The sequence below is a fragment of the Burkholderia sp. 9777_1386 genome (assembly GCF_015712265.1).
GTDB classification, from domain to species: Bacteria; Pseudomonadota; Gammaproteobacteria; order Burkholderiales; family Burkholderiaceae; genus Burkholderia; species Burkholderia cenocepacia.
In genome coordinates this window covers 1-21,557 of the sequence record NZ_JACCQB010000085.1, presented here as the reverse complement: position 1 = coordinate 21,557, position 21,557 = coordinate 1, and the positions used below count along the sequence as shown (strand labels likewise).

The window sequence follows — 21,557 nt, the reverse complement described above, 5'->3', positions numbered from 1 at the left end:
CCTGCAATTTCCGCTTCCGCGAAGCCGATCTGCCTCTTCATCGTCGTGGGTCCGTTCCGTGAGCTGTCTTCTAAACGTCCTCGGCTACGTCTGCGATGACCGCCGAGCCGAATAAATCAGCGTTTCCCTTGGCTGGCGGAGGCGATCGAGTCCATCCGCGGACAACTTTATCCGCATTGGGAACTCTGCATTGCCGACGACGTGTCGACGAATCCGGCCATCCGCCCGCTGCTCGAACGTTACGCCGCCCAGGACCCGCGGATCAAGGTCGCGTTCCGGCAGAAGAACGGCCATATTTCTGCCGCATCGAATACTGCGCTCGAACTCGTGACGGGCACGTGGGTCGCGCTGTTCGATCACGACGACCTGTTGCCGGAGCAGGCGCTTTATTGTGTCGCGGATGTGATCGAGCGCGATCCGTCGATTCGAATGATCTATTCTGATGAAGACAAGATCGATGGCTCGGGCAAGCGCCGTGAACCGTACTTCAAGTGCGACTGGAACCCCGATCTGTTCCTTTCACAGAACATGTTCAGTCATCTGGGTGTGTTTCAAAAGGCGCTGCTCGACGAAGTCGGCGGTTTCCGCGAGGGGTATGAGGGGTCTCAGGACTATGATCTGGCCCTTCGCTGTGTCGAGCGTGCGGGCGCGGCTGCAATTCATCACATTCCACGGGTGCTGTATCACTGGCGGGTTCATGCTGAAAGCACCTCGTCGGGGACCGACGCCAAGCCCTACGCGGTAGTGGCCGGTGAGCGGGCGCTCAACGACCACTTCGAGCGAACGGGTGTCCGCGGTGTGGCGGAGTACGCAGGAAACGGCTACCGTGCGCGGTATGCGTTGCCGGATCCGGCGCCGCTCGTCAGCCTGATCATTCCGACCCGAAACGGGCTGAACCTGATTCGGCAGTGCATCACGAGCATTGTTGGCAAGACGACGTACACACGCTACGAAATCGTCATCGTCGACAACGGCTCGGATGATCCAGACACACTGAATTACCTCGCGTCGCTCGAGAACGACGTGCGTTTCCGGATATTGCGCGACGATCGGCCGTTCAATTTCGCGGCGTTGTGCAATGCGGCCGTCGAGGTGGCGAGCGGCGAGGTCGTCGGACTGGTCAACAACGATATCGAGGTGATTTCTCCCGATTGGTTGACGGAAATGGTCAGTATTGCATTGCAACCGGGCGTCGGCGCGGTGGGCGCGAAACTGCTCTATCCGAACGACACCGTTCAGCATGCCGGCGTGGTGCTGGGGCTTGGCGGCGTGGCGGGACATGTACACAAACACATTCCTCGCGGATCGTTCGGGTACTTCGGTCGCGCCAGCCTGATCGGCGCCTTCTCCGCAGTGACCGCTGCATGCATGATCGTGCGCAAGGCTGCCTATCGCGAAGTGGCTGGAATGAACGAACGGGATCTGGGTGTCGCGTTCAACGATATCGATTTCTGTCTTCGCTTGCTGAAGGCCGGCTATCGCAATGTCTGGACGCCGTATGCGGAGCTGTATCACCATGAGTCGGCGACGCGTGGTTACGAGGACGATCCTGTCAAACAGGCTCGATTCGACGGCGAGACCGAGTACATGCAAAAGCACTGGGGAGAGCTGCTGCGGAATGATTCCTCATACAGTCCAAATCTGACGTTGAACGAAGAGGATATCGGTCTGGCCTGGCCGTCACGGGTGGGCGCGCTCGTCTGAGCGCGTACCCGGCGATGCAGGCCGGATGCCGCCGGAATTAATGAGTGGTACTGATCCGGCGGTTGGAAAAATAGAAGGTATATCGTAACGGAGTTGACGTGAACATCTTCCCTGTAGTTCTGTGCGGCGGTAGCGGCACCCGTCTTTGGCCGTTGTCCCGGGGCGGTTATCCCAAGCAGTACCTCAAGCTGGCCGGAGAACACACGCTGGTTCAGCAGACCGTGCTGCGTCTGCAGGGCGTGCCCGGCGTCGAAGCGCCGATCATGATCACGAATGCGGAACAACGCTTCATCGTGGCCGATCAGTTGCGCAGCATCGACGTGACAGCGTCGGCGGTCGTTCTGGAGCCGGTAGGGCGCAATACGGCGCCCGCGGTCGCGGCTGCGGCGTTGCTTGCGATGGAGCAGTCGCCGGACGCGTTGCTGCTCGTGTTGCCGTCCGACCACGTGATCCTGAGCGATGCGATTTTCGCGAAGCTGGCGGACACGGCGCGCGATATCGCAAACGACGGGCATCTCGTCACGTTCGGTATCGAGCCGACCAAGCCGCACACCGGCTACGGCTACATCCGCAGCGGGAACGCATTGGCGTCGCATGACGACGCGTTCCGTGTCGATGCATTCGTCGAGAAACCGGATGCGGAAACGGCGGCGCGCTTCGTGTCGGAAGGCGGTTATTACTGGAACAGCGGCATGTTCATGCTGAAGGCGTCGGTGTATCTCGACGAACTCAAGCGATTCGAGCCAGCCGTGCTCGAGCAGGTCACGCTGTCGGTCAAGCAGGCAAAGCGCGACGAGGATTTCGTCCGACTTGACGCCGATGCATTCCAGGAATGCCCGAACATCTCGATCGACTATGCGGTGATGGAGAAAACCGACCATGCGGTGATGGTCGCGGCCGCAGGTCTGAACTGGAGCGATATCGGCTCATGGGCCGCGCTCGCGGATATTTCGGATACCGACGATACGGGCAATACGCTGTCGGGCGACGTCCTGACTGACGATGTTTCCGATAGTTATATCCGGGCCGATCATCGAATGGTCACGGCCATCGGCGTCAAGGATCTGATCATCGTCGAAACGGCGGACGCGGTCCTCGTCACGCATCGCGATCAGTCCGAGCGTGTGAAGAAGATCGTCGAGCGTCTCAGCGCGTCGGGTCGACACGAGTCGGTGACGCACCGGAAGGTCATCCGGCCGTGGGGTTCGTACGAGAGTATCGATCAGGGTGAACGCTTTCAGGTCAAGCGCATCATCGTCAACCCGGGCTCGTCGCTCAGCCTTCAGATGCACCATCATCGGGCTGAACACTGGGTCGTTGTCCGCGGTACCGCGCGCGTTTTCAACGGTGACCAGGTCATTTTGCTGAGCGAGAATCAGTCGACCTATATTCCGCTGGGCGTGACGCATCGCTTGCAGAACCCGGGGAAGATTCCGCTCGAACTGATCGAGGTTCAATCGGGCTCGTATCTCGGTGAAGACGACATCGTGCGCCTCGACGACAACTACGGGCGCGATGTCGTCGCGGCGAAGGGCAATTAACCACGATTGGAATCCGGCCTGGATTCATGTCGCATCGGCCGCTCTCATGGCGTGACCACGATCGACGATTCTGGCCGGAGCTTCAACATGCTGAACAAACTGGAAAGAACATGACTGTTGCAATCATCACTGGCATTACCGGGCAAGACGGCGCGTATCTTGCGGAGCTGCTTCTCGAGAAGGGCTACACCGTCTACGGCACCTATCGGCGCACCAGCTCGGTGAACTTCTGGCGAATCGACGAGCTCGGCGTCAGCAATCATCCTAATCTTCACCTCGTCGAATACGATCTGACCGATCTTGGCGCAAGCATTCGCCTGCTTCAGACGACGCAAGCGACCGAGGTCTACAACCTGGCGGCCCAAAGTTTCGTCGGCGTGTCGTTCGATCAGCCGGCAACCACCGCCGAGATTACCGGTATCGGCGCGCTCAACCTGCTCGAGGCGATTCGCACGGTCAATCCTGCGATCCGCTTTTACCAGGCCAGCACGTCGGAAATGTTCGGCAAGGTACAGGCCGTACCGCAGGTTGAAAGCACGCCGTTCTATCCGCGCAGTCCGTACGGCGTCGCAAAGCTTTACGCGCACTGGATGACGATCAACTATCGCGAGAGCTACAACATCTTCGGCTGCAGCGGCATCCTGTTCAACCACGAATCGCCGCTGCGCGGGCGCGAATTCGTGACGCGGAAGATTACGGACAGCCTGGCGAAGATCCGTCTCGGCAAGCTCGACGTGCTGGAACTCGGCAACCTCGACGCCAAGCGTGACTGGGGCTATGCGAAGGAGTACGTCGAAGGCATGTGGCGCATGCTGCAGGCGGAACGCCCCGATACCTACGTGCTCGCGACGAACCGGACCGAGACGGTGCGGGATTTCGTGTCGATGGCAGCCCAGGCGGCAGGCATCGAACTCGCGTGGCAAGGTGCGGGCGAAAACGAGACGGGCGTCGATACCCGAACCGGCAAGGCCGTGGTCAAGGTCAGCCCGAAATTTTACCGGCCCGCCGAAGTCGATCTGCTCATCGGCAACCCCGAGAAGGCGAGCAAGGAACTCGGCTGGGTGCCGAAGACGACGCTCGAGCAGCTTTGCCAGATGATGGTCGAGGCGGACATTCGTCGCAACGAAGCAGGCTTCTCGTTCTAAGGCCATGGCAAAAGTTTTCGTCACGGGCCTGGACGGATTTACCGGCCGCTATATGGCGGAGGAGTTGATCCGCTCGGGGCACGAAGTTTGCGGGATCGTTCACAAGCCGGTTGCCGCTGCGCCGTGGCGAACGCACGTGTGCGATCTGCTTGATACCGACGCGCTGGTTCGCGTGCTGTCCGACGAAAAGCCGGATGCTGTCGTGCATCTGGCGGCCATTGCGTTCGTTCAGCACGGCGATGTCGGCGCGATCTATCAGACCAACGTGGTCGGGACGCGCAATCTGCTTGATGCGCTGACGCGCGCTGCGTGTCAGCCGCGAGCCGTGTTGTTGGCAAGCAGTGCGAACGTCTATGGCAATTCCGAGCGCGAAATCATCGACGAATCCACTGCGCCGGCGCCCGCAAACGATTACGCAATCAGCAAGCTGGCGATGGAAATGATCGCGCGCATGTGGCAGGACAAACTTCCGATCGTCATCGTGCGGCCGTTCAATTACACGGGCGTCGGTCAGGACGAGCGATTCCTGCTGCCCAAGATCGTTCGGCATTTCAGCGCGCGCGCGGAGCGCATCGAGTTGGGCAATCTGAATGTCGTGCGAGATTTCTCGGATGTGCGCATGGTGGTCGCCGCGTATCGGAAGTTGATCGAAGCCGACTTCGCAGGACGCACGTTCAACGTCTGCTCAGGTATCGGGTATTCGCTGCAGGACGTCTTGGCGACGGTGCAGGAACTATCCGGGCATGAACTCGAGGTGGCGGTGAATCCGCAATTCGTGCGCGCGAACGAGGTCCACAAGCTCGTCGGAAATTGCCGGGCGCTTGAACACGCGATCGGTTCGACTCACGCGATTCCGCTTCGCAATACGCTTGCATGGATGCTCGAACGTCCATGAGCGAACTGATCGTTGACGGCGTGTTCGGCGCGGCCGGCATGCACGGCACGGTCATGGCCAGAAATGCAGGAAATCGGGGCGGCGCCGATGTTTTCGTCGATGCCGACTCGAATTTTCATAGCTCAGGTAAGTGAAAATTTATGCCTCTTGTTTCCTACGCGCAAAATCTCGAAGACGTCATGCTGCATCGCGCGCTGCAGCATGTGATGGCCGGCTTTTACATCGATGTCGGCGCATGGTCTCCCGACGAGCATTCGGTGACTCGGGCATTCAGTGAGATGGGGTGGAGCGGCATCAATGTCGAACCCAATCCGGTCTATTTTGCCGAGCTCGAAAACCGGCGTCCTCGCGACATCAATCTCCGGGTCGCGGTGGGTGAAAGCACGGGTACGAGCCGTATCCATTTGTTTCAAGACACCGGCTTGTCCACGCTTGACGGCAAGATCGCCGACGGACATGTCGCGGCCGGGTGGAGCGAGAACGTTCAGGATGTTGTCCTGACGACCCTCGACAACATCTGGCGAGAGCACGTCAGTGCAGGGCGAGAGGTGCATTTTCTGAAAGTCGATGTCGAAGGAGCCGAGCGCGCGGTGCTGGCCGGCAACGACTGGAAACGCAACCGACCGTGGATTGTTGTGGTGGAGGCAACGCTGCCGCTGACGCAGAAGGAATCCCATCACGAGTGGGAGAGCATCCTTCTGGACGCGAACTACGTCCATGTCTATTCGGATGGCCTCAACCGCTTCTATGTCGCCGGCGAGCGATCCGAGCTCATCGATGCGTTCAAGTATCCGCCCAACGTTTTTGACGATTTCGTGTCCGCGAGGACGGCTGAGTTGGCTGCGCAGGTCGAGAGCTTGTCCGCTCGGCTGGCGGACGCGGAGCAACGGGAGCGCGATGCCGTAGAGCTCGTGCGGCGGACGGAGGTGCAAAAAGTACTTGAAGAGCACGAGGCAAAGCACCAGGAGCTTGAACGCCTGAACAAGGAGTTGATGCGCCAGGTAGAGGTGATGGAAAGCCGGCGGGCGGAGGTGGAGCATGACCACAAGCGTCGCCACAAGGACGCGGAGAACCAGATCGCTGAATTGCGTTCGGCGCTGTCTGGCCGGGACGTGATGGCACAGCAAGCCAGTCACCGTGCCGAATTGGTCGAGCAGCAGTATCAGGCCGTTACGCAATCGATGTTCTGGCGCGCGACATCACCGGCACGCCGGATCGGGGCGATGATGCCTCCCGCCGCGCGGGGGCGCGCACGTCAGGTAGCCAAGGCTGCATGGTGGCTGGCTACGCCGTGGCGGATGCCGGCGCGGCTCGAGTTCCTGCGGCAGCGGCGCGCAACCTTGCTTCGCGAGCAGCAAGCCGCGAGCGCTCAGGTCGAGGTCCTGCAAGACGTCGGCGTTCCCGGTGCAGGGTCGTCGGGTCGGTATGCGGACTGGATTCGCACGGTCGAAACCCGGTTGAGCCCTGATGTCCGGATCAAGGTCGACGGGCCGCTCGTGAGCTTTTTGCTTGCCGATGTCGAATCGATCGAGAGCGTCTCGAGAACGGTCGGTTCGATTCGCGCGCAATCGTATCGAAACTGGGAAGCCATCGTTGTTCACTCTGGCTCCGATGCGGCGATACTGAAACTCGTCGAAGAGTGGACGAGCGCTGATTCGCGCGTGATTGCTGTTACCGCGCCTGGCGTGGCGACAGGGCGGCCGGCGAACCTTGCCATGGGCATCGATCACGCCAAGGGCAAGTTCGTCGCGGTTCTCGATAGTGGGGATATTCTGGCGCCTGGTGCGCTGAGCGACGTTGTTTCCGTACTCGCGAAGTCGCCGCGGGCAGACATCGTCTACGGCGACGAGGACGTGCAGTCGGCGTCGCAAACCCGCGAGCGGCCGTATTTCAAACCATCCTGGTCACCTGATCTTCTCTACGCGTTCAACTATTTCGGACGGTTGACGTTGCTTCGCCGCGCGTTGGTGACGCTGGCGGGAGGGGTGGACATCACTGCCGCGACGGCCGTCGAATGGGATCTCAACCTGCGCGTCAGCGATCATGCGCAGAACATCATTCGTGTCCCGAAGGTACTATGCCATCGCAAGCCGGGGGCGAGCCAAGAGCGGCCTGCACCCGGCACGAATGAGGCCGGTGATCATCGCGCGGTCATTCAGCGATATTGGGAGCGTCACGGCGTCAGCAGCGCGGTGACCGTTGAAACCCAACCGAACGGCACCCAGCATGCCACCTGGCAGATCGAGCGGGCGCCGCTGGTTTCGATCGTCATTCCCACCAAGAACAAGCCGGAGCTGCTCCGGATGTGCCTGGAGGGGCTGCTGCATGCAACAGACTATCCGAACAAGGAAGTCGTCATCGTCGATACGGGATCGGATGATCCCGAGACGCTCGCATACTACGAGCAGCTGAAATCCGAACCGCAGGTTCGAATCGTTCATTTCCGGAACAAGTTCAATTATTCGGCCGCGTGCAACTTCGGTGCGGTGAGAGCGCGCGGCGAGTTTCTGCTGTTCCTGAACAACGACATCGAGATCATCAAGAGCGACTGGCTGCAGGAACTCGTCCGATTTGCGATGCGTCCAGGCGTAGGTGTCGTGGGTACGAAGCTGATCTATCCGTCGCTGGAGTTGCAGCATGCAGGCGTGTCGATCGGCATCCATCTCGCCGCATTGATGTACCGGAGCGGCGGTGGTATCGAATGGGATGTATTCGGCTCGCCGGATCATCCGCGAAACTGGCTTGCGATCATGGGCGCCTGCCAGATGGTGCGCAGGGATGCCTTCGAAGAGGTTGGCGGGTTTGACGAATCGTATCTGATCGCGATGAGCGACGTAGCGCTGTGCATGCGGATCTGGCGTGCCGGCTATCGTACGGCCTATACGCCGTATGCCTGTCTCGTGCATCACGAAGGGGCGACGAGAGGGAATAGCAATCCGGTCGAGGATATCCGGCGCCTGGCCGACGACATCCGTCATTTGGGCATTGACGAGGACCCATATCTTCACCCCGAACTGGACGGGCAGTGCGCCATTCCGGCCCTGCGTTTGCAGGGAGGCGTCGGCGTTCGTGCGGAACTCGACCGACAGCTTCGAGAAACCGGTTCGCTTCCGTTGTCGGCGAGGGAGCTTCGTCTCGACGACGAAGGTATTTGCATGGAAGTCGCAGGATTGGCGCGAGACGAAGTTGTGTGGCCCCCGCAGCCGGTCCACAAGGTCTCCGATATCTGGAGCGCCGCGCGCTGGTGTCTGGATCTGTTGCGACGCCGGGCCGATCTTCGCGTGCGGTTTCCGCAGGCACTTTCGGCTGGACGTAACGGTGCGTTTGCACAGTGGCTGCTCACAGGCGGCGGGCGCGACCTCGGCCTGACGGAAGCCGGCGTCGCGGCGATCGGCCAATTGTTCGAACAGGATTTTGGTGCACCGGCACGGCAGATCTTCATGTTCCGCCAGGATGTCCGCGCACTCATGCCGCACGGGTTGACGCCAGCCGGGCAAGCGGATCTGTTCGAATGGTTCATCCAGCATGGGCGTGTCGAAGCGGACCTGCAACTCGAGCAAATCTGGTGGCTCTTCTGGCAAGCATCGGAAGCGCCGGCTCGTGAGCTCGTGGAAGCCTATCGCTTTACACCGGCATGGCAACGACTCCATCCGGACGGGTTGACGATTTTCGGACGTGCTGCATTTGCCGCCTGGTTTGCCGCAACATACCGGGTCCACGAGTCGTGGGGCGTGCCGGAAACCTGGCCGATCGACTTGTCGCCTGCCGAGCAGATTCGAACGGCATACAACGCCCGTGAAGACTGGCGTGATCGTTTCCCGTCGGTGTTGCGTAACGCGGCCGAGGCGCGTGCGCTGGTCGAATGGTTGCGAACGGACGAAGCCGCGTTGCCGCACGACGTCCGTTCGTGGTGCGAATCGCTGGAGATCGATACGGTGGCCGCTTCGCTGGCGAAGCCCGGCGTCAACGTGATCGCGCACTTCTGTTATCCGTCGGGTCTGCGCGTCTCGGCGGAGGCGTTGGTGAAGGGGATGCGCGAGATCGAGATGCAGACATCCTTGCGCGACATTCGTACCGATCAGAGAGATGATCCGCATCACGTCGATTTCTCCGGTACGGAAGATTTCGACGTTACGATCATTCACACGCAGCCGGAACCGTTCTTTGACGATGTATACGGGCGATCCGATTTGCTCGAGCGTGCGCAGCGAACCTACCGGATCGCATACTGGTACTGGGAATTCGATTCGATACCGGACAGCTGGCTCGAGCAAGCCGCACGTGTCGATGAGGTCTGGACTGCGACCGAGTTTGTTGCCAAGGGGTTGCGCGAACGGTTGACCATTCCGGTGAGGACGATTTTCCCGGGGGTGCAGCTTGGCCAGTATCAGCGTCGGGATCGAGCCTACTTCGGACTGGACGACGGCGAATATACGTTCCTGTTTACGTTCCACATGATGAGCATCATGGAGCGCAAAAACCCGATGGGGTTGATTCGGGCATTCAGCAAGGCATTCGGGCCGGACGACCCGGTCTGTCTGGTGCTGAAGACTTCATTCGGTGATCGTCATCCGGCCCAGATCAAGGAATTGCGGCTTGCGGCCGAGATGTCGGGGGTGAAGATCAAGATCATCGATCAGGTGTATTCGCCGGACGAGGTACTGTCGCTCATGGATGCTTGCGACGCGTACGTGTCTTTGCATCGAAGCGAGGGATTGGGTCTCACGATGGCGGAAGCCATGCTGATGGGAAAGCCCGTCATTGCGACGAACTACTCGGGCAACGTGGACTTCATGGACGACAGCAACAGCCTTCTCGTACCTTACGATCTCGTGAAACTGGGGCGGCCAATTCCGCCATACGACGCGAATCTCCACTGGGCGGAACCGTCGGTGGATGAGGCGGCGAAAGCGATGCGCAAGGTGTTCGAGAATCAGGAATGGGCGCGTGAGCTCGGTGCACGTGCGCGCGAGAGCGCGCGCGTCAATCTGTCGCTGACCACGGCCGGTCACCATGCGGCGGATCGTATCAATGAAATCCTCGGCGTAATGCCCGGGAAGCCCGGCAGTCGGTGACCGGTTGCCGCATAGTGGGGCGTCGATCCCGGTCGGGCATCGACGCCGTAACCTGATCCGAAGTTACGCGACGGCACGTCCGGACGGCGGCGCGTCCGGCAGTACTTCCGGTGAGCCGTCGTTTGAGGGTTCGCAACGACGCCGTGATCCGCTAACTCGTCGACGACAGCATTTCCGCGTTCAACGTACGCATGCCGACGACGTCCGATTCCCGCGCAGCAATCGCCGAGCGGGTTGCAGACGACCGGTTTCGGTTTCATCCGGCCGGCTGTGGGCGTCGGTACGATCGACGTTTGCCGTGTGCTGCCCGTCGGACAATACATCCCGCTTGTGTTCCGATACGCGGACTGAAGCGTTGAGCGTAGCGACTGCCGAGTTCACCGGGTTCGAACGGCAGTCGAGTTGGCATTCGTTTCTCAACAGGGGCGAGACGTCGGTGAGATAGGGACGCGCGCGCCGGACCGCATGGTCGAGCGTCGCGTTATCGGACGGAAGCCTGTTCCGGATGGTCTCATCGAGCGCAGAGAACAGTTCTCGGACTTGCCGACGAGAGGCGCGAAGCGAGTCGAGATCCCGACGGGTAAACCTCGTATGGCGAAGACCGCAGCGAGGGTGGTATGGCGTGCTCCACAAGGCGGCGTGTGTCGAGTGGTGCTCCCGACGACATCAAATGGCGTGCCGGAATTATCGGACAGCTTTTTATGCCGGCGACGACCGTGCTGACGTTAGAATTGCGCCGTTGGCACCGTGAAATGCATCGCAAGTTCGCCGGCCTGTCGAGCGAGGCTGCGGCGGCACCTGCGTTGCCGCAACCTGCCGGACTGTCTAACCTGCGCTTCATCTTGCAAGCGCATAGCCGAACTACGGATGAATGTAACAAGCCTGCAACCCAGTGATACCGAAGGATTGTCGGTTTCCATCGTCGTTTATCAGCCGGATATTGCTCAACTCGGCGAGACGCTGACTAGCTTGGGCGCAGCGTGCACGCGTCTGTGCACTGCCTCGTTGCCCGCTCCGGTCGAACTGTTCCTGGTTGACAACGGCGGGCTGGGCGACGTTGCTGCATTGATTGATGATCTCGATACGAAAGGTATTACCACCCGGATTCTGTCGGGCCACGGCAACGTTGGCTACGGACGGGGGCACAATCTCGCGATCGAATCGTCGACACGCCCGTTTCACCTGATCTTGAATCCTGACATCGATCTCGACGCAGACGCGCTCGTTGCCGCCCGTGCGTTTCTCGGTTCGCGTCCCGACGTCGGCGCGCTCACACCATGGATCGGCGACGACACAGGCGGGCAGCAGTATCTCTGCCGCCGTTACCCGGCGGTGCTCGATCTGCTCGTGCGCGGCTTCCTGCCGGCGCGGTTTCGGGCAGCTTTTGCGAAGCGCCTCGCCCGCTACGAAATGCGCGACGTCATCAACGACCGCGAGGTCGTCTGGGATCCCCCCATCGTCAGCGGCTGCTTCATGCTGTTCCGCACCGAAGTCCTGAAGAAACTCGGCGGCTTCGATCCACGCTATTTCCTGTACTTCGAGGACTACGACCTGAGCCTGCGCACGCACGAGATCGCCCGCGTCGCGTACGTCCCGTCGGTGCGCGTCATCCATCACGGTGGGGGGGGCGTCGCGCAAGGGCTTCGCGCACATCCGCATGTTCGTCGCGTCGGCCTTCAAGTTCTACAACCGCTTTGGCTGGAGGCTCTGGTGAGTCACCTCGTCGTCACCGGCGCGAACGGCTTCGTCGGCCGCGCGGTCTGTCGTCGTGCGCTGGATGCCGGACATACGGTGACCGCGTTGGTACGGCGTCCGGGCGGCTGCATCGAGGGCGTGCGCGAATGGGTGCACGACACCGCCGATTTCGCGGGTCTGGATGAAGCGTGGCCAACCGACCTGACCGCCGATTGCGTGATCCATCTCGCCGCGCGCGTGCACGTGATGCGCGACGAGTCCCCCGATCCCGACGCTGCGTTCGATGCCACCAACGTCGCCGGCACGCTGCGTCTCGCCGACGCCGCGCGCCATCACGGCGTGCGCCGCATCGTGTTCGCGAGCAGCATCAAGGCGGTCGGAGAGGGCGACGGCGGAGTACCGCTGTCGGAAACGTTCGAACCCCACCCGCAGGATGCATACGGCCGTTCGAAGCTGCGGGCGGAACGGCAGCTCGCGCAGTTCGGCGCATCCGTGGGGCTCGATGTCGTCGTCGTTCGTCCGCCGCTCGTCTATGGCCCCGCCGTCCGTGCCAACTTCCTGCGGATGATGGACGCGGTCGCGCGCGGGATGCCGTTGCCGCTCGGCGCGGTTTCGGCGCGCCGCAGCATCGTCTACGTCGACAATCTCGCCGACGCGCTGCTGCGTTGCGCAATCGACCCGCGCGCAGCCGGCGAATGCTTTCATGTAGCCGACGACGGCGCCCCGACGGTCGCGGGCCTGCTGCGCCTCGTCGGCAACGCGCTCGGCAAGCCGGCGAGGCTGATCGCGGTGCCGCCGGCGCTGTTGCGTGTGCTCGGAAAGCTGACCGGACGCAGTGCGGCTATCGACCGCCTGACGGGCAGTCTGCAACTCGATACCGGTCGGATCAGGCGTGTGCTCGACTGGCAGCCGCCCTATACGACCCGCCAGGGCCTCGAAGCGACCGCCGCATGGTATCGTTCGCGCGATACACGAAAATAAAAGCCACATGCTTCTCGCGAATCCCACCTGGCTCACCACGGCCGCGGTGGCCCTGGCCGCCGCATTCGCCTCGACGACGATTCTCCGCGTACTGCTCGCCACTGGGTGGGCCTGGCGCTTGGCCACTGACATTCCGAACGACCGTTCGCTCCATACGCTGCCGACACCGCGCGTCGGCGGCTGGGGCATCGTGCCCGTCTGTGTCGTTGCGCTGCTGACGCTGGCGCCGCGGCTTTGGTTGATCGCGATCGCCGCCGCGGGACTCGCCGCGATGTCGCAGATCGACGACCGGCGCGGGCTGCCGGCCCGCGTGCGATTCTCCGCGCACCTCGCGGCAGTCGTCGCGCTGATCGTCGTCTTCCCGGCCGACGCACCGTGGTGGCTGCTCGCCGGCGTGGGTTTCGCGATGGTCTGGCTGACGAACCTGTACAACTTCATGGACGGCGCCGACGGTCTCGCGGGCGGCATGGCACTGCTTGGCTTCGGCGGATACGCGGTCGCGGCGCTCGGCGGCCCGCATACGTCGCCCGATCTCGCCGTGGCGGGCGCGGCAGTGGCGGGCGCGGCGCTCGGCTTTCTTCTGCTCAATTTCCATCCGGCACGACTGTTTCTCGGCGACGCCGGCTCGATTCCGCTCGGCTTCCTGGCCGGCGCACTGGGCTATTGGGGCTGGCGTACCGATGTCTGGCCGATCTGGTTCCCCGCAATGGTATTCGCGCCCTTTATTGCAGATGCATCTGTAACACTTTTGAGACGTCTGTTACGCGGAGAAAAATTCTGGCAGGCGCACCGCGAGCATTATTATCAAAGGATGGTCCGGTCGGGCGTCAGTCACGGCCGGACTGCCCTTTATTGGTACCTCATCATGCTCGCAGGCATAATTCTGGCCACGTGGGCAAAGGGCCGCCCCGAACTGCAGCAATGGCTGTCGTTTCTTGCGTGGTATGGCGTCCTGGCATGGTTCGGATGGTTGATCGACATGCGCTGGCACCGGTTTCAAGCGGCCGCCGAAAACAATTCTTGAGGTTTCCCGCCGATGTTGCGATCCAGAGCATCTTGGCTGTCCCTGAGTGCTTTCCTGTTCGACCTGACGGCGGTTGTCGCCGCATGGCTGTTCGCTTATCTCGTTCGTTTCAACGGCAGCATTCCGCATGATTTCCTGAGCGGCGCGCTGATGGCGCTGACGTGGGCACTGCCCGTCTATGCGCTGATGTTCCGCGGCTTCGGCCTGTATCGCGGGCTGTGGGTGTTCGCCAGCCTGCCCGACCTGATGCGCATCGCGAAGGCGGTGGCCGGCGGCGGCGTGATCGTGATGATCGGTGCCGTGATGTTCCAGCCGCAGCCGATCATTCCGCGCTCGGTGCTGCTCGTGTCGCCGTTGATGCTGTTCCTGGCAATGGGCGGCGCCCGCGCGCTGTATCGCGCGACGAAGGAGTACTACCTGTACGGCGGGCTCGTCGGCAAGGGCAAGCCGGTGCTGGTGCTCGGCGCCGGCACGGCCGGCGCGAGCCTCGCGCGCGAACTGTCGCGCTCCGGTGAATGGCGCTTGGTCGGCCTGCTCGACGACGACGTCACGAAGCAGGGCCGCGAAATCTACGGCTACAAGGTGCTGGGCTCGTTCAACGACCTCAAGCACTGGACCGATGCGATGAAGGTCGAATACGCGATCATCGCGATTCCGTCGGCGTCGGTCGAAACACAGCGTCGCGTCGCGACCCTGTGCGTGCGGGCCGGCGTGAAGGCGATGGTGCTGCCGTCGCTGACCGCGCTGATGCCGGGGCAGGGCTTCCTGTCGCAGGTACGGAACATCGATCTCGAGGATCTGCTCGGCCGCGACGCGGTGACGATCGATACGCCGCACGTCGAAGCGCTGCTGCGCGGCCGCGTCGTGATGGTGACCGGCGCGGGCGGCTCGATCGGCTCCGAGTTGTGCCGGCAGATCCTGCGCTTCGCCCCTGCGCAGCTCGTTGCATTCGATCTCTCGGAATACGCGATGTACCGGCTGACCGAGGAATTGCGTGAGCGTTTTCCGGATCTGCCCGTGGTGCCGATCATCGGCGATGCGAAGGATTCGCTGCTGCTCGACCAGGTGATGTCGCGTCACGCGCCGCACATCGTGTTCCATGCGGCCGCCTACAAGCACGTGCCGTTGATGGAAGAGCACAACGCATGGCAGGCGCTGCGCAACAACGTGCTCGGCACCTATCGCGTGGCGCGGGCGGCGATCCGCCACGACGTGCGTCACTTCGTGCTGATCTCGACCGACAAGGCCGTCAATCCGACCAACGTGATGGGCGCGAGCAAGCGTCTCGCCGAAATGGCCTGCCAGGCGTTGCAGCAGACGAGCGGGCGCACGCAGTTCGAGACGGTGCGCTTCGGCAACGTGCTCGGCAGCGCGGGCAGCGTGATTCCGAAGTTTCAGCAGCAGATCGCGAAGGGCGGCCCGGTGACGGTCACGCACCCGGAAATCACGCGTTTCTTCATGACGATCCCGGAGGCGTCGCAGCTCGTGCTGCAGGCATCGAGCATGGGGCATGGCGGCGAAATCTTCATTCTCGACATGGGCGAGCCGGTGAAGATCGTCGATCTCGCGTGCGACCTGATCCGCCTGTACGGTTTTTCGGAAGAACAGATCCGCATCGAGTTCACCGGGCTGCGGCCGGGCGAGAAGCTCTACGAGGAGTTGCTCGCTGACGACGAAGCGACGACGCGCACGCCGCACCCGAAGCTGCGGATCGCACGTGCGCGCGAAGTGCCGGACAATTTCCTCGACGAATTGCTGCCGTGGCTGATGCAGCATCGCGTGCTGTCCGACGACGAGGTACGGCGCGATCTGCGGCGCTGGGTGCCGGAATACCAGACGGCCGTTGCCCCCGTGTTGCAGAGCGTGCCGTCGGTGCGCGTCGTATCGAACGGGTGATGCGGTCCCCGGCCGTGAACTGAGCGGCAAGAAGAGAAAAAGCGCCCGGCAGGGCGCTTTTTTTCGTCCAGAAACCGGTTACGCGGTTCAGCGGCCGGGCCGATGCTTCCTCACCACCATCCACCGCGGCGCCCTGAACCGCACGATGCTGAGATAAAGCCACACATAGGTCAGCGCGAACAGCACGACGAACACGAACAGGTGCACGGTATGCCGCCAGAACAGCGTCGCCGGAATCACCGCGACGAGGCACAGCAGCCACAAATACGGCGACGTCAGCGAATTCCGCCGCGTCAGATCGTGCGCATGCTTCGTCCCGACGGCCCAGCGCATCAGCCGCTTGTACACGAGCATGTGCAGGTGCACGCCGTCCGGAATCCCCGGCGACATCCCACGGATGAACTTCTTCCGGTAGATCGAGAAGCAGGTCTCGAAGATCGGATACATGAACAGCAGCACCGGGTACCACGCGGATACTTCGCGGTTGCGCATCACGAGCATGATCGCGAGTTCCGCGAGCATGAAGCCGATGAAATACGCACCGCCGTCGCCGAGGAAGATCAGCCCGGCGGGGAAATTCCACAGGAAGAAGCCGAGCACCGCGCCCATCATGATGATCGACGCGGACATCACGACCGGGTCGTTGACGTGGAACGCGACGTACGCGAGCGACGCGAACATCATGAAGCTGACCATCGACGCGAGCCCGTTGAAGCCGTCGATGATGTTGATCGCATTCGCGAGCGCCGCGACCGCGAGCACCGTGATGAACGCCGAGATGGCGACATACCCGAGCAGGAAATCGAGCGGCGGCACGCTGATGCGCTTGACCGCGATGCCCAGCAGCCAGAACGCCAGCGCGGCCGCGCCCATCGTGCAGAGCAGCCGTGCGCGCGGCGACACGCGCTTGGTCAGGTCTTCGACGAGGCCCGACAGGAACGCCGGCATCCCGCAGGCGACGATCCCCAGAATGCTGCCGGCGATCGTCGGATAGCGCCGCGATACGAGCAGCCCGGCAACGACGACCCCGGCGAGGATCCCGATGCCGCCCACCCGCGGCACCGGCCGCACATGGAATTTCTGCACGCCGGCCAGGTCGCTGTCGATCGAGAATTTCTCGTGAAGGTGCGCGTAGCGCACGATGAACAGCGTGACGAGCAAGGAGACGATGAAGCCGGACGCGAAGCTGAGCATGGGGTCGCTCGGAAAATGGACAGCGGATTATACAAAACCGCGCGGGTTCCCCTCCTGCCATCGCCAGTGGTCGGCACACATTTCTTCGATACCGAGCGTCGCACGCCAGCCGATGATGTCGGCCGCGGCCTGCGGGTTCGCATAGCACTCCGCGATGTCGCCCGGGCGGCGCGCGACGAGTTCGTACGGCACCGGGCGGCCCGACGCCTTCTCGAACGCGCGCACGACTTCCAGCACGCTGTAGCCTTGGCCGGTGCCGAGGTTCACGACGAAGCTCGCGTCGCGCTTCGCGAGCGCGTCGAGCGCGGCGATGTGCCCCTTCGCGAGATCGACGACGTGGATATAGTCGCGCACGCCGGTGCCGTCTGGCGTCGGGTAGTCCGAGCCGAACACGCGCAGCTTTTCCAGCTTGCCGACCGCGACCTGCGCGACGTACGGCATCAGGTTGTTCGGGATGCCGGCCGGGTCCTCGCCGATCAGCCCGCTCGCGTGCGCGCCGACCGGGTTGAAGTAGCGCAGCGTCGCGATCCGCCACGACGGGTCCGAGACTTCGAGATCGCGCAGGATCTGCTCGGCGATCAGCTTCGACTGGCCGTACGGGTTCGTCGCGGACAGCGGGAACGATTCGTCGATCGGCGAGCGTTCGGGCACGCCGTACACGGTCGCGGACGAGCTGAACACGAATTGCCTGACGTTGCGCTCGCGCATGACCTTCAGCACGGCGAGCAGCCCGCCGATGTTGTTCTGGTAGTACTCGAGCGGCTTCTCGACCGATTCGCCGACAGCCTTGAGCGCCGCGAAATGAATCGTGCCGGTGATCGGATGCGCGTCGAACACTTTCGCGAGCGCGGCTTCGTCGCACACGTCGACCTGGTGGAACGCAGGCGTCTTGCCCGTGATCCGCTCGATCCGGCGCACCGATTCGGCCTTGCTGTTGACGAGGTTGTCGACGATCACGACGTCGTAGCCGTTGTCGAGCAGCTCGACGGTCGTGTGCGAGCCGATATAGCCGGCTCCGCCGGTGACGAGGATGGTGCCTTTAGCGGTCATTGCTGATGCGCTCCTTCAGAGGGTGATACCGGTTAACGAGTGGATGGTACGCCGGTAGCGTTCGACGACCTGCTGTTCGTCGAATTCCGCCGTGACCTTCTGCCGGCCGCGCGCGCCCATCGCTTCGCGTCCGGCCGTTCCGAGTTCGATCATGCGATTCAATTGCTCCGCGAGGCTCGCGCTGTCGCGTACGCGGCAAAGGTAACCCGTGTCGCCGTCGGCGACGACGTCGCGGCAGCCCGGCACGTCGGTCGCGACGATCGGGCGGCCCATCGCCGATGCTTCCATCAGCGTGCGCGGCACGCCTTCGCGGTACGACGGCAGCACGACGCAGTCGGCCGCCGCGATGTGCGGTCGCACGTCGTGCGCTTCGCCGAGATATTCGACGATGCCTTCGTCGACCCACGCGTCGACATCCGCGCGGCCGATCGCGCTCGGATTGTCGACGCCGAGCGGCCCGAGCAACTGGAAGCGCGCGTTCGGGAAGCGCTCGCGCACGAGACGCGCGGCCTCCACGTATTCGCGCACGCCCTTGTCCCACAGCAGCCGGCCGATCAGGATGAACACGGGCGCGTCGCCGGCGGGCAGCGGCACGGGCGCGAACTGTTCGAGATCGACGCCTTCGCCGTGCAGCAGCCGTGCGCGATCGGGGTGCGCGAGCAAGCGCTCGTCGGTGAAGGTCGCGAGATCGTCGCGGTTCAGGAACCACACTTCACGCGGGAAGCGGAACGCGAACCGGTACAGGCGCTTCGCGACGCTCGCCGCGCGGCTCTTCTGGATGAAGACGTAGCCGAGGCCCGTCGTCACCGCGATCGACGGCACGCGCGCGAGCCACGCGGCCACCGAGCCGTAGATGTTCGGCTTGATCGTGTAATGGAACACGAGGTCGGGCCGCAGCGCGCGATAGTGGCGCACCAGCGCGGCGAGCGTGCCGAGATCCTCGCGCGGGCTCGTGCCTTTCGACGCGACCGCGAGCGCCACGTAGCGGCAGCCCATCCGCTCGAGCAACGGCACGGTGCGGTCGTGCGGCGCGATCACGACGACCTCGGCGCCGCGCGCGACGAGCGCACGGATCAGCCCGTGGCGATACGTATGGATCGCCCAGGCCGTGTTGCAGACGAGCGCGATGCGCAGCGGGGAGGTGGCGGACATGAAAAAAAGAAAAAATAAAGCGTCGAAATTGCCGAACGGGCCGGATGCACGTCAGGCGGACGGCCGCGCGGCGAACAGCGTCTGCTTGATGCGCTGCAGCGTACGGTACGGCGTCACGAAATGCAGCAGGTTCTTGGCGAGGCCGGCCCAGTCGTACGGGTTCAGCACGTTGAAGTGGCGCAGCAGCAGCGTGAGCGTCGACACCAGCTGGCGCCGGCGTTTGGTCGCGCTGATCCCGCCCTCGTTAAGCTCGTAATACAGGCCGAGTTCCGGCAGGTTCGCGCAATCGTAGCGTTGCATTAACCGTAAAAAAAGATCGAGATCCTCGGCCGCGCGGTACTTTGCCCGATAGTTGCCCACTTCGCGCACGGCGTCGATGCGCAACATCACAGATGGATGCACGAGCGGCGAGCGCAGGAAGCGCGTGCGGCGCAGCGTGCGCGGATCGGCGGCCGGCGTCAGCATGAAGCGCGGCTCGCCGGCGCGCGACACGACCTGCGTCCACATGCCGACGCAGGCTACGCGCGGATGGGTGCCGAGATAGGCGCGCTCCTTCGCGAGGCGCTGCGGCGCGGCGAGATCGCCGGCGTCGATACGGGCCGCGTAGCGGAAGCCGCGCGCCGCGAGCGCGTCGATGCCGGCCGCCAGCGCGCGTTCGATGCCGCCGTTCCGGGGCATGCGCAGCACGTCGATCGACAGGCCCGGCAGATCGGGCGCGACGATCGGCGGCGTGCTGCCGTCGTCGACGATCAGCACGTGCACGGGCGCGTCCTCGCGAAACGACGCGAGGGTCCGGACGACGTCGTCGTGCCCGTTGTAGGCCGGCATCAGCACGGCCACGTCGTCGAGCGGGGTCGGGCAAGCAGGGGACGTCATGTTCGCAGCTTGAAACGGATGTAATAAAAGTTGACGGCGGCCGCGGCCAGGTAGCCGGCCGCCAGCCCGACGAGCGCGCCGTACAGGCCGAGCCGCGGGATCGCGAACAGGTTGACGATCGCGGCGATGGCCAGCGCGAGCAGCCATTTCGACAGCAACACGAATTTTGCTTGATATTTGAGAACGATAAGATTGCCTATCGCCTCGATGCCGGCCGGCACGGACAGCCAGACGGCCCAGCGGAAGATGTCGACCGACGCCTCGTAGCCGCGGCCGAACACCTTGCCGACGATCAGCGGGGCGGCGGCGTCGAGCACGAGCGCGCCGGCCGTCATCAGGCCGGCCGTCATCGCGATCAGCCGGACGATGTTGCGGCGCAGCCGCGCGACGTCCTGCACGCGGTAGACGAAGGCGGGCGCGATCGTCTGCGCGAGCATCAGCGCGAGCGTGATCCAGTTCTCGTTGAGCTGCTGCGCGGCCGAATAGCGGCCGAGATCGGCGAACGACACGTGGCGCTCGAGCATCAGGCGGTCGAGCTTCAGGAACAGGTACATGCAGATGAGGCCGAGCCAGAACACGGTGCCGGCCGTTGCAAAGTGCCGGAACAGCGGCTTGTCGAACGTCCAGCCGAGCGCACCGCCGTTACGATGGCGGTAGTACAGCAGCAGCGCGAAGCCGATCGCGGCGGCTTCCAGCGCCCACAGCCACGCGAAGCGGGCGGGGCCGGCGGCCGCGCGGACCAGCAGCCAGACGAGCAGCGCCTTGGCGAGCGCGGTGACCATGCTGGTGACGAGCTGCGGCTTGCTGTAGGTCATGCTCTGCAGCCACGCGTTGATCACGCCGACGAACGGCTCGCGGAACACCATCGTGACCGCGAGGCCCGCGAGCATCGCGCCGACCAGCGGGTCGAAGGCGCCCGCGGCGATCGCGATCCAGGTCGCGGCGAGCGCGGCGGCCGACACGGCGATGCGCAGCACGAACGCGCTGCCGAGCACCGCGCCGAGCTGCGCGGGCGGGCGCTGGACGATGGTCGGGACGAGGATTTCCGCGCCGCACACCCAGGTGAGCGGCGCCAGTACCAGGAGAAGCGTATTCGCATACTGCCATTTGCCGAACACATCTGGCCCGAAATAACGGGCCAGCAGGCCGCTGATCGCGATCGCGACGCCGATCTGGGTGAGCCGTTCGAGCCCCAGCCAGACGAGGTTCGCGACGGCCTTCGCGACGTCCGGGTTGCCGAAGCGCTTCAGCATGCGCGGCAGCGGCGGCGCGCGCGAGGGGCGGCCGGAGGCGGCAGGTGGGCGGCGGCGGGGCGGCTAGGCATTAAAA

At 63.3% G+C, this 21,557-nt stretch carries 14 protein-coding genes and 1 pseudogene; 10 read left to right on the top strand and 5 right to left on the bottom strand.

Translation table 11 applies throughout. The features are described 5' to 3' along the window. Positions 1–111: 111 nt before the first annotated feature. The 10 genes and pseudogenes from H0X91_RS33335 (at position 112) to H0X91_RS33290 (ending at position 15,956) form a co-directional block, all read left to right on the top strand. A complete protein-coding gene (locus H0X91_RS33335) occupies positions 112–1,704 on the top strand; it encodes a glycosyltransferase family 2 protein (protein WP_196433723.1) in 1,593 nt (530 codons plus the stop codon). 98 nt (positions 1,705–1,802) lie between these two features. Beyond that, positions 1,803–3,245 carry a mannose-1-phosphate guanylyltransferase/mannose-6-phosphate isomerase gene (locus tag H0X91_RS33330; RefSeq protein WP_027810773.1) on the top strand — a complete coding sequence of 481 codons (1,443 nt, stop codon included), beginning with the start codon at positions 1,803–1,805 and terminating at the stop codon, positions 3,243–3,245. A gap of 110 nt (positions 3,246–3,355) precedes the next feature. After that, entirely contained in the window at positions 3,356–4,390 is a 1,035-nt protein-coding gene (gene gmd, locus H0X91_RS33325) for a GDP-mannose 4,6-dehydratase (protein WP_027810772.1), read from the top strand. Positions 4,391–4,394: 4 nt separating this feature from the next. Beyond that, positions 4,395–5,285, top strand: coding sequence for an NAD-dependent epimerase/dehydratase family protein (locus tag H0X91_RS33320; protein ID WP_196433722.1), 891 nt, complete (start codon positions 4,395–4,397; stop codon positions 5,283–5,285). Further along, the gene (locus H0X91_RS33315; RefSeq protein WP_023475272.1) at positions 5,282–5,419 is read left to right on the top strand and encodes a hypothetical protein; all 138 of its coding nucleotides are present in this window, start codon (positions 5,282–5,284) and stop codon (positions 5,417–5,419) included. The genes H0X91_RS33320 and H0X91_RS33315 overlap by 4 nt, the downstream gene beginning before the upstream one ends. 6 nt (positions 5,420–5,425) lie before the next feature. Beyond that, complete coding sequence (locus H0X91_RS33310; RefSeq protein WP_196433721.1) at positions 5,426–10,360, top strand: FkbM family methyltransferase; 4,935 nt, start codon at positions 5,426–5,428, stop codon at positions 10,358–10,360. Positions 10,361–11,227: 867 nt separating this feature from the next. Then, positions 11,228–12,074, top strand: a pseudogene (locus tag H0X91_RS33305) (glycosyltransferase family 2 protein). Beyond that, entirely contained in the window at positions 12,071–13,036 is a 966-nt protein-coding gene (locus H0X91_RS33300; RefSeq protein ID WP_196433720.1) for a UDP-glucose 4-epimerase family protein, read from the top strand. Before H0X91_RS33305 ends, H0X91_RS33300 begins: the two are co-directional and overlap by 4 nt. 7 nt (positions 13,037–13,043) lie before the next feature. Then, positions 13,044–14,060 (top strand): MraY family glycosyltransferase, encoded by a 1,017-nt coding sequence (locus H0X91_RS33295; protein ID WP_196433719.1) that lies wholly within the window; start codon positions 13,044–13,046, stop codon positions 14,058–14,060. A gap of 12 nt (positions 14,061–14,072) precedes the next feature. After that, positions 14,073–15,956 (top strand): polysaccharide biosynthesis protein, encoded by a 1,884-nt coding sequence (locus H0X91_RS33290; protein ID WP_196433718.1) that lies wholly within the window; start codon positions 14,073–14,075, stop codon positions 15,954–15,956. Positions 15,957–16,043: 87 nt separating this feature from the next. Here H0X91_RS33290 and H0X91_RS33285 read toward each other — a convergent pair whose 3' ends face one another. From H0X91_RS33285 to H0X91_RS33265, 5 genes are read right to left on the bottom strand one after another with little or no spacing between them, the layout of a single operon-like run. After that, positions 16,044–17,150 carry an MraY family glycosyltransferase gene (locus tag H0X91_RS33285; RefSeq protein WP_196433717.1) on the bottom strand — a complete coding sequence of 369 codons (1,107 nt, stop codon included), beginning with the start codon at positions 17,148–17,150 and terminating at the stop codon, positions 16,044–16,046. Positions 17,151–17,177: 27 nt separating this feature from the next. Continuing rightward, positions 17,178–18,200, bottom strand: coding sequence for a UDP-glucose 4-epimerase GalE (gene galE, locus H0X91_RS33280; protein WP_006485111.1), 1,023 nt, complete (start codon positions 18,198–18,200; stop codon positions 17,178–17,180). A 15-nt stretch (positions 18,201–18,215) separates the two neighbouring features. Further along, positions 18,216–19,352, bottom strand: coding sequence for a glycosyltransferase family 4 protein (locus tag H0X91_RS33275; RefSeq protein WP_062884037.1), 1,137 nt, complete (start codon positions 19,350–19,352; stop codon positions 18,216–18,218). A gap of 51 nt (positions 19,353–19,403) precedes the next feature. Then, the gene (locus H0X91_RS33270; RefSeq protein ID WP_077190964.1) at positions 19,404–20,228 is read right to left on the bottom strand and encodes a glycosyltransferase; all 825 of its coding nucleotides are present in this window, start codon (positions 20,226–20,228) and stop codon (positions 19,404–19,406) included. Then, positions 20,225–21,481: a lipopolysaccharide biosynthesis protein gene (locus tag H0X91_RS33265; RefSeq protein WP_034200911.1), complete on the bottom strand. Its 1,257-nt coding sequence runs from the start codon at positions 21,479–21,481 to the stop codon at positions 20,225–20,227. The genes H0X91_RS33270 and H0X91_RS33265 overlap by 4 nt, the downstream gene beginning before the upstream one ends. Positions 21,482–21,557: the final 76 nt, after the last annotated feature.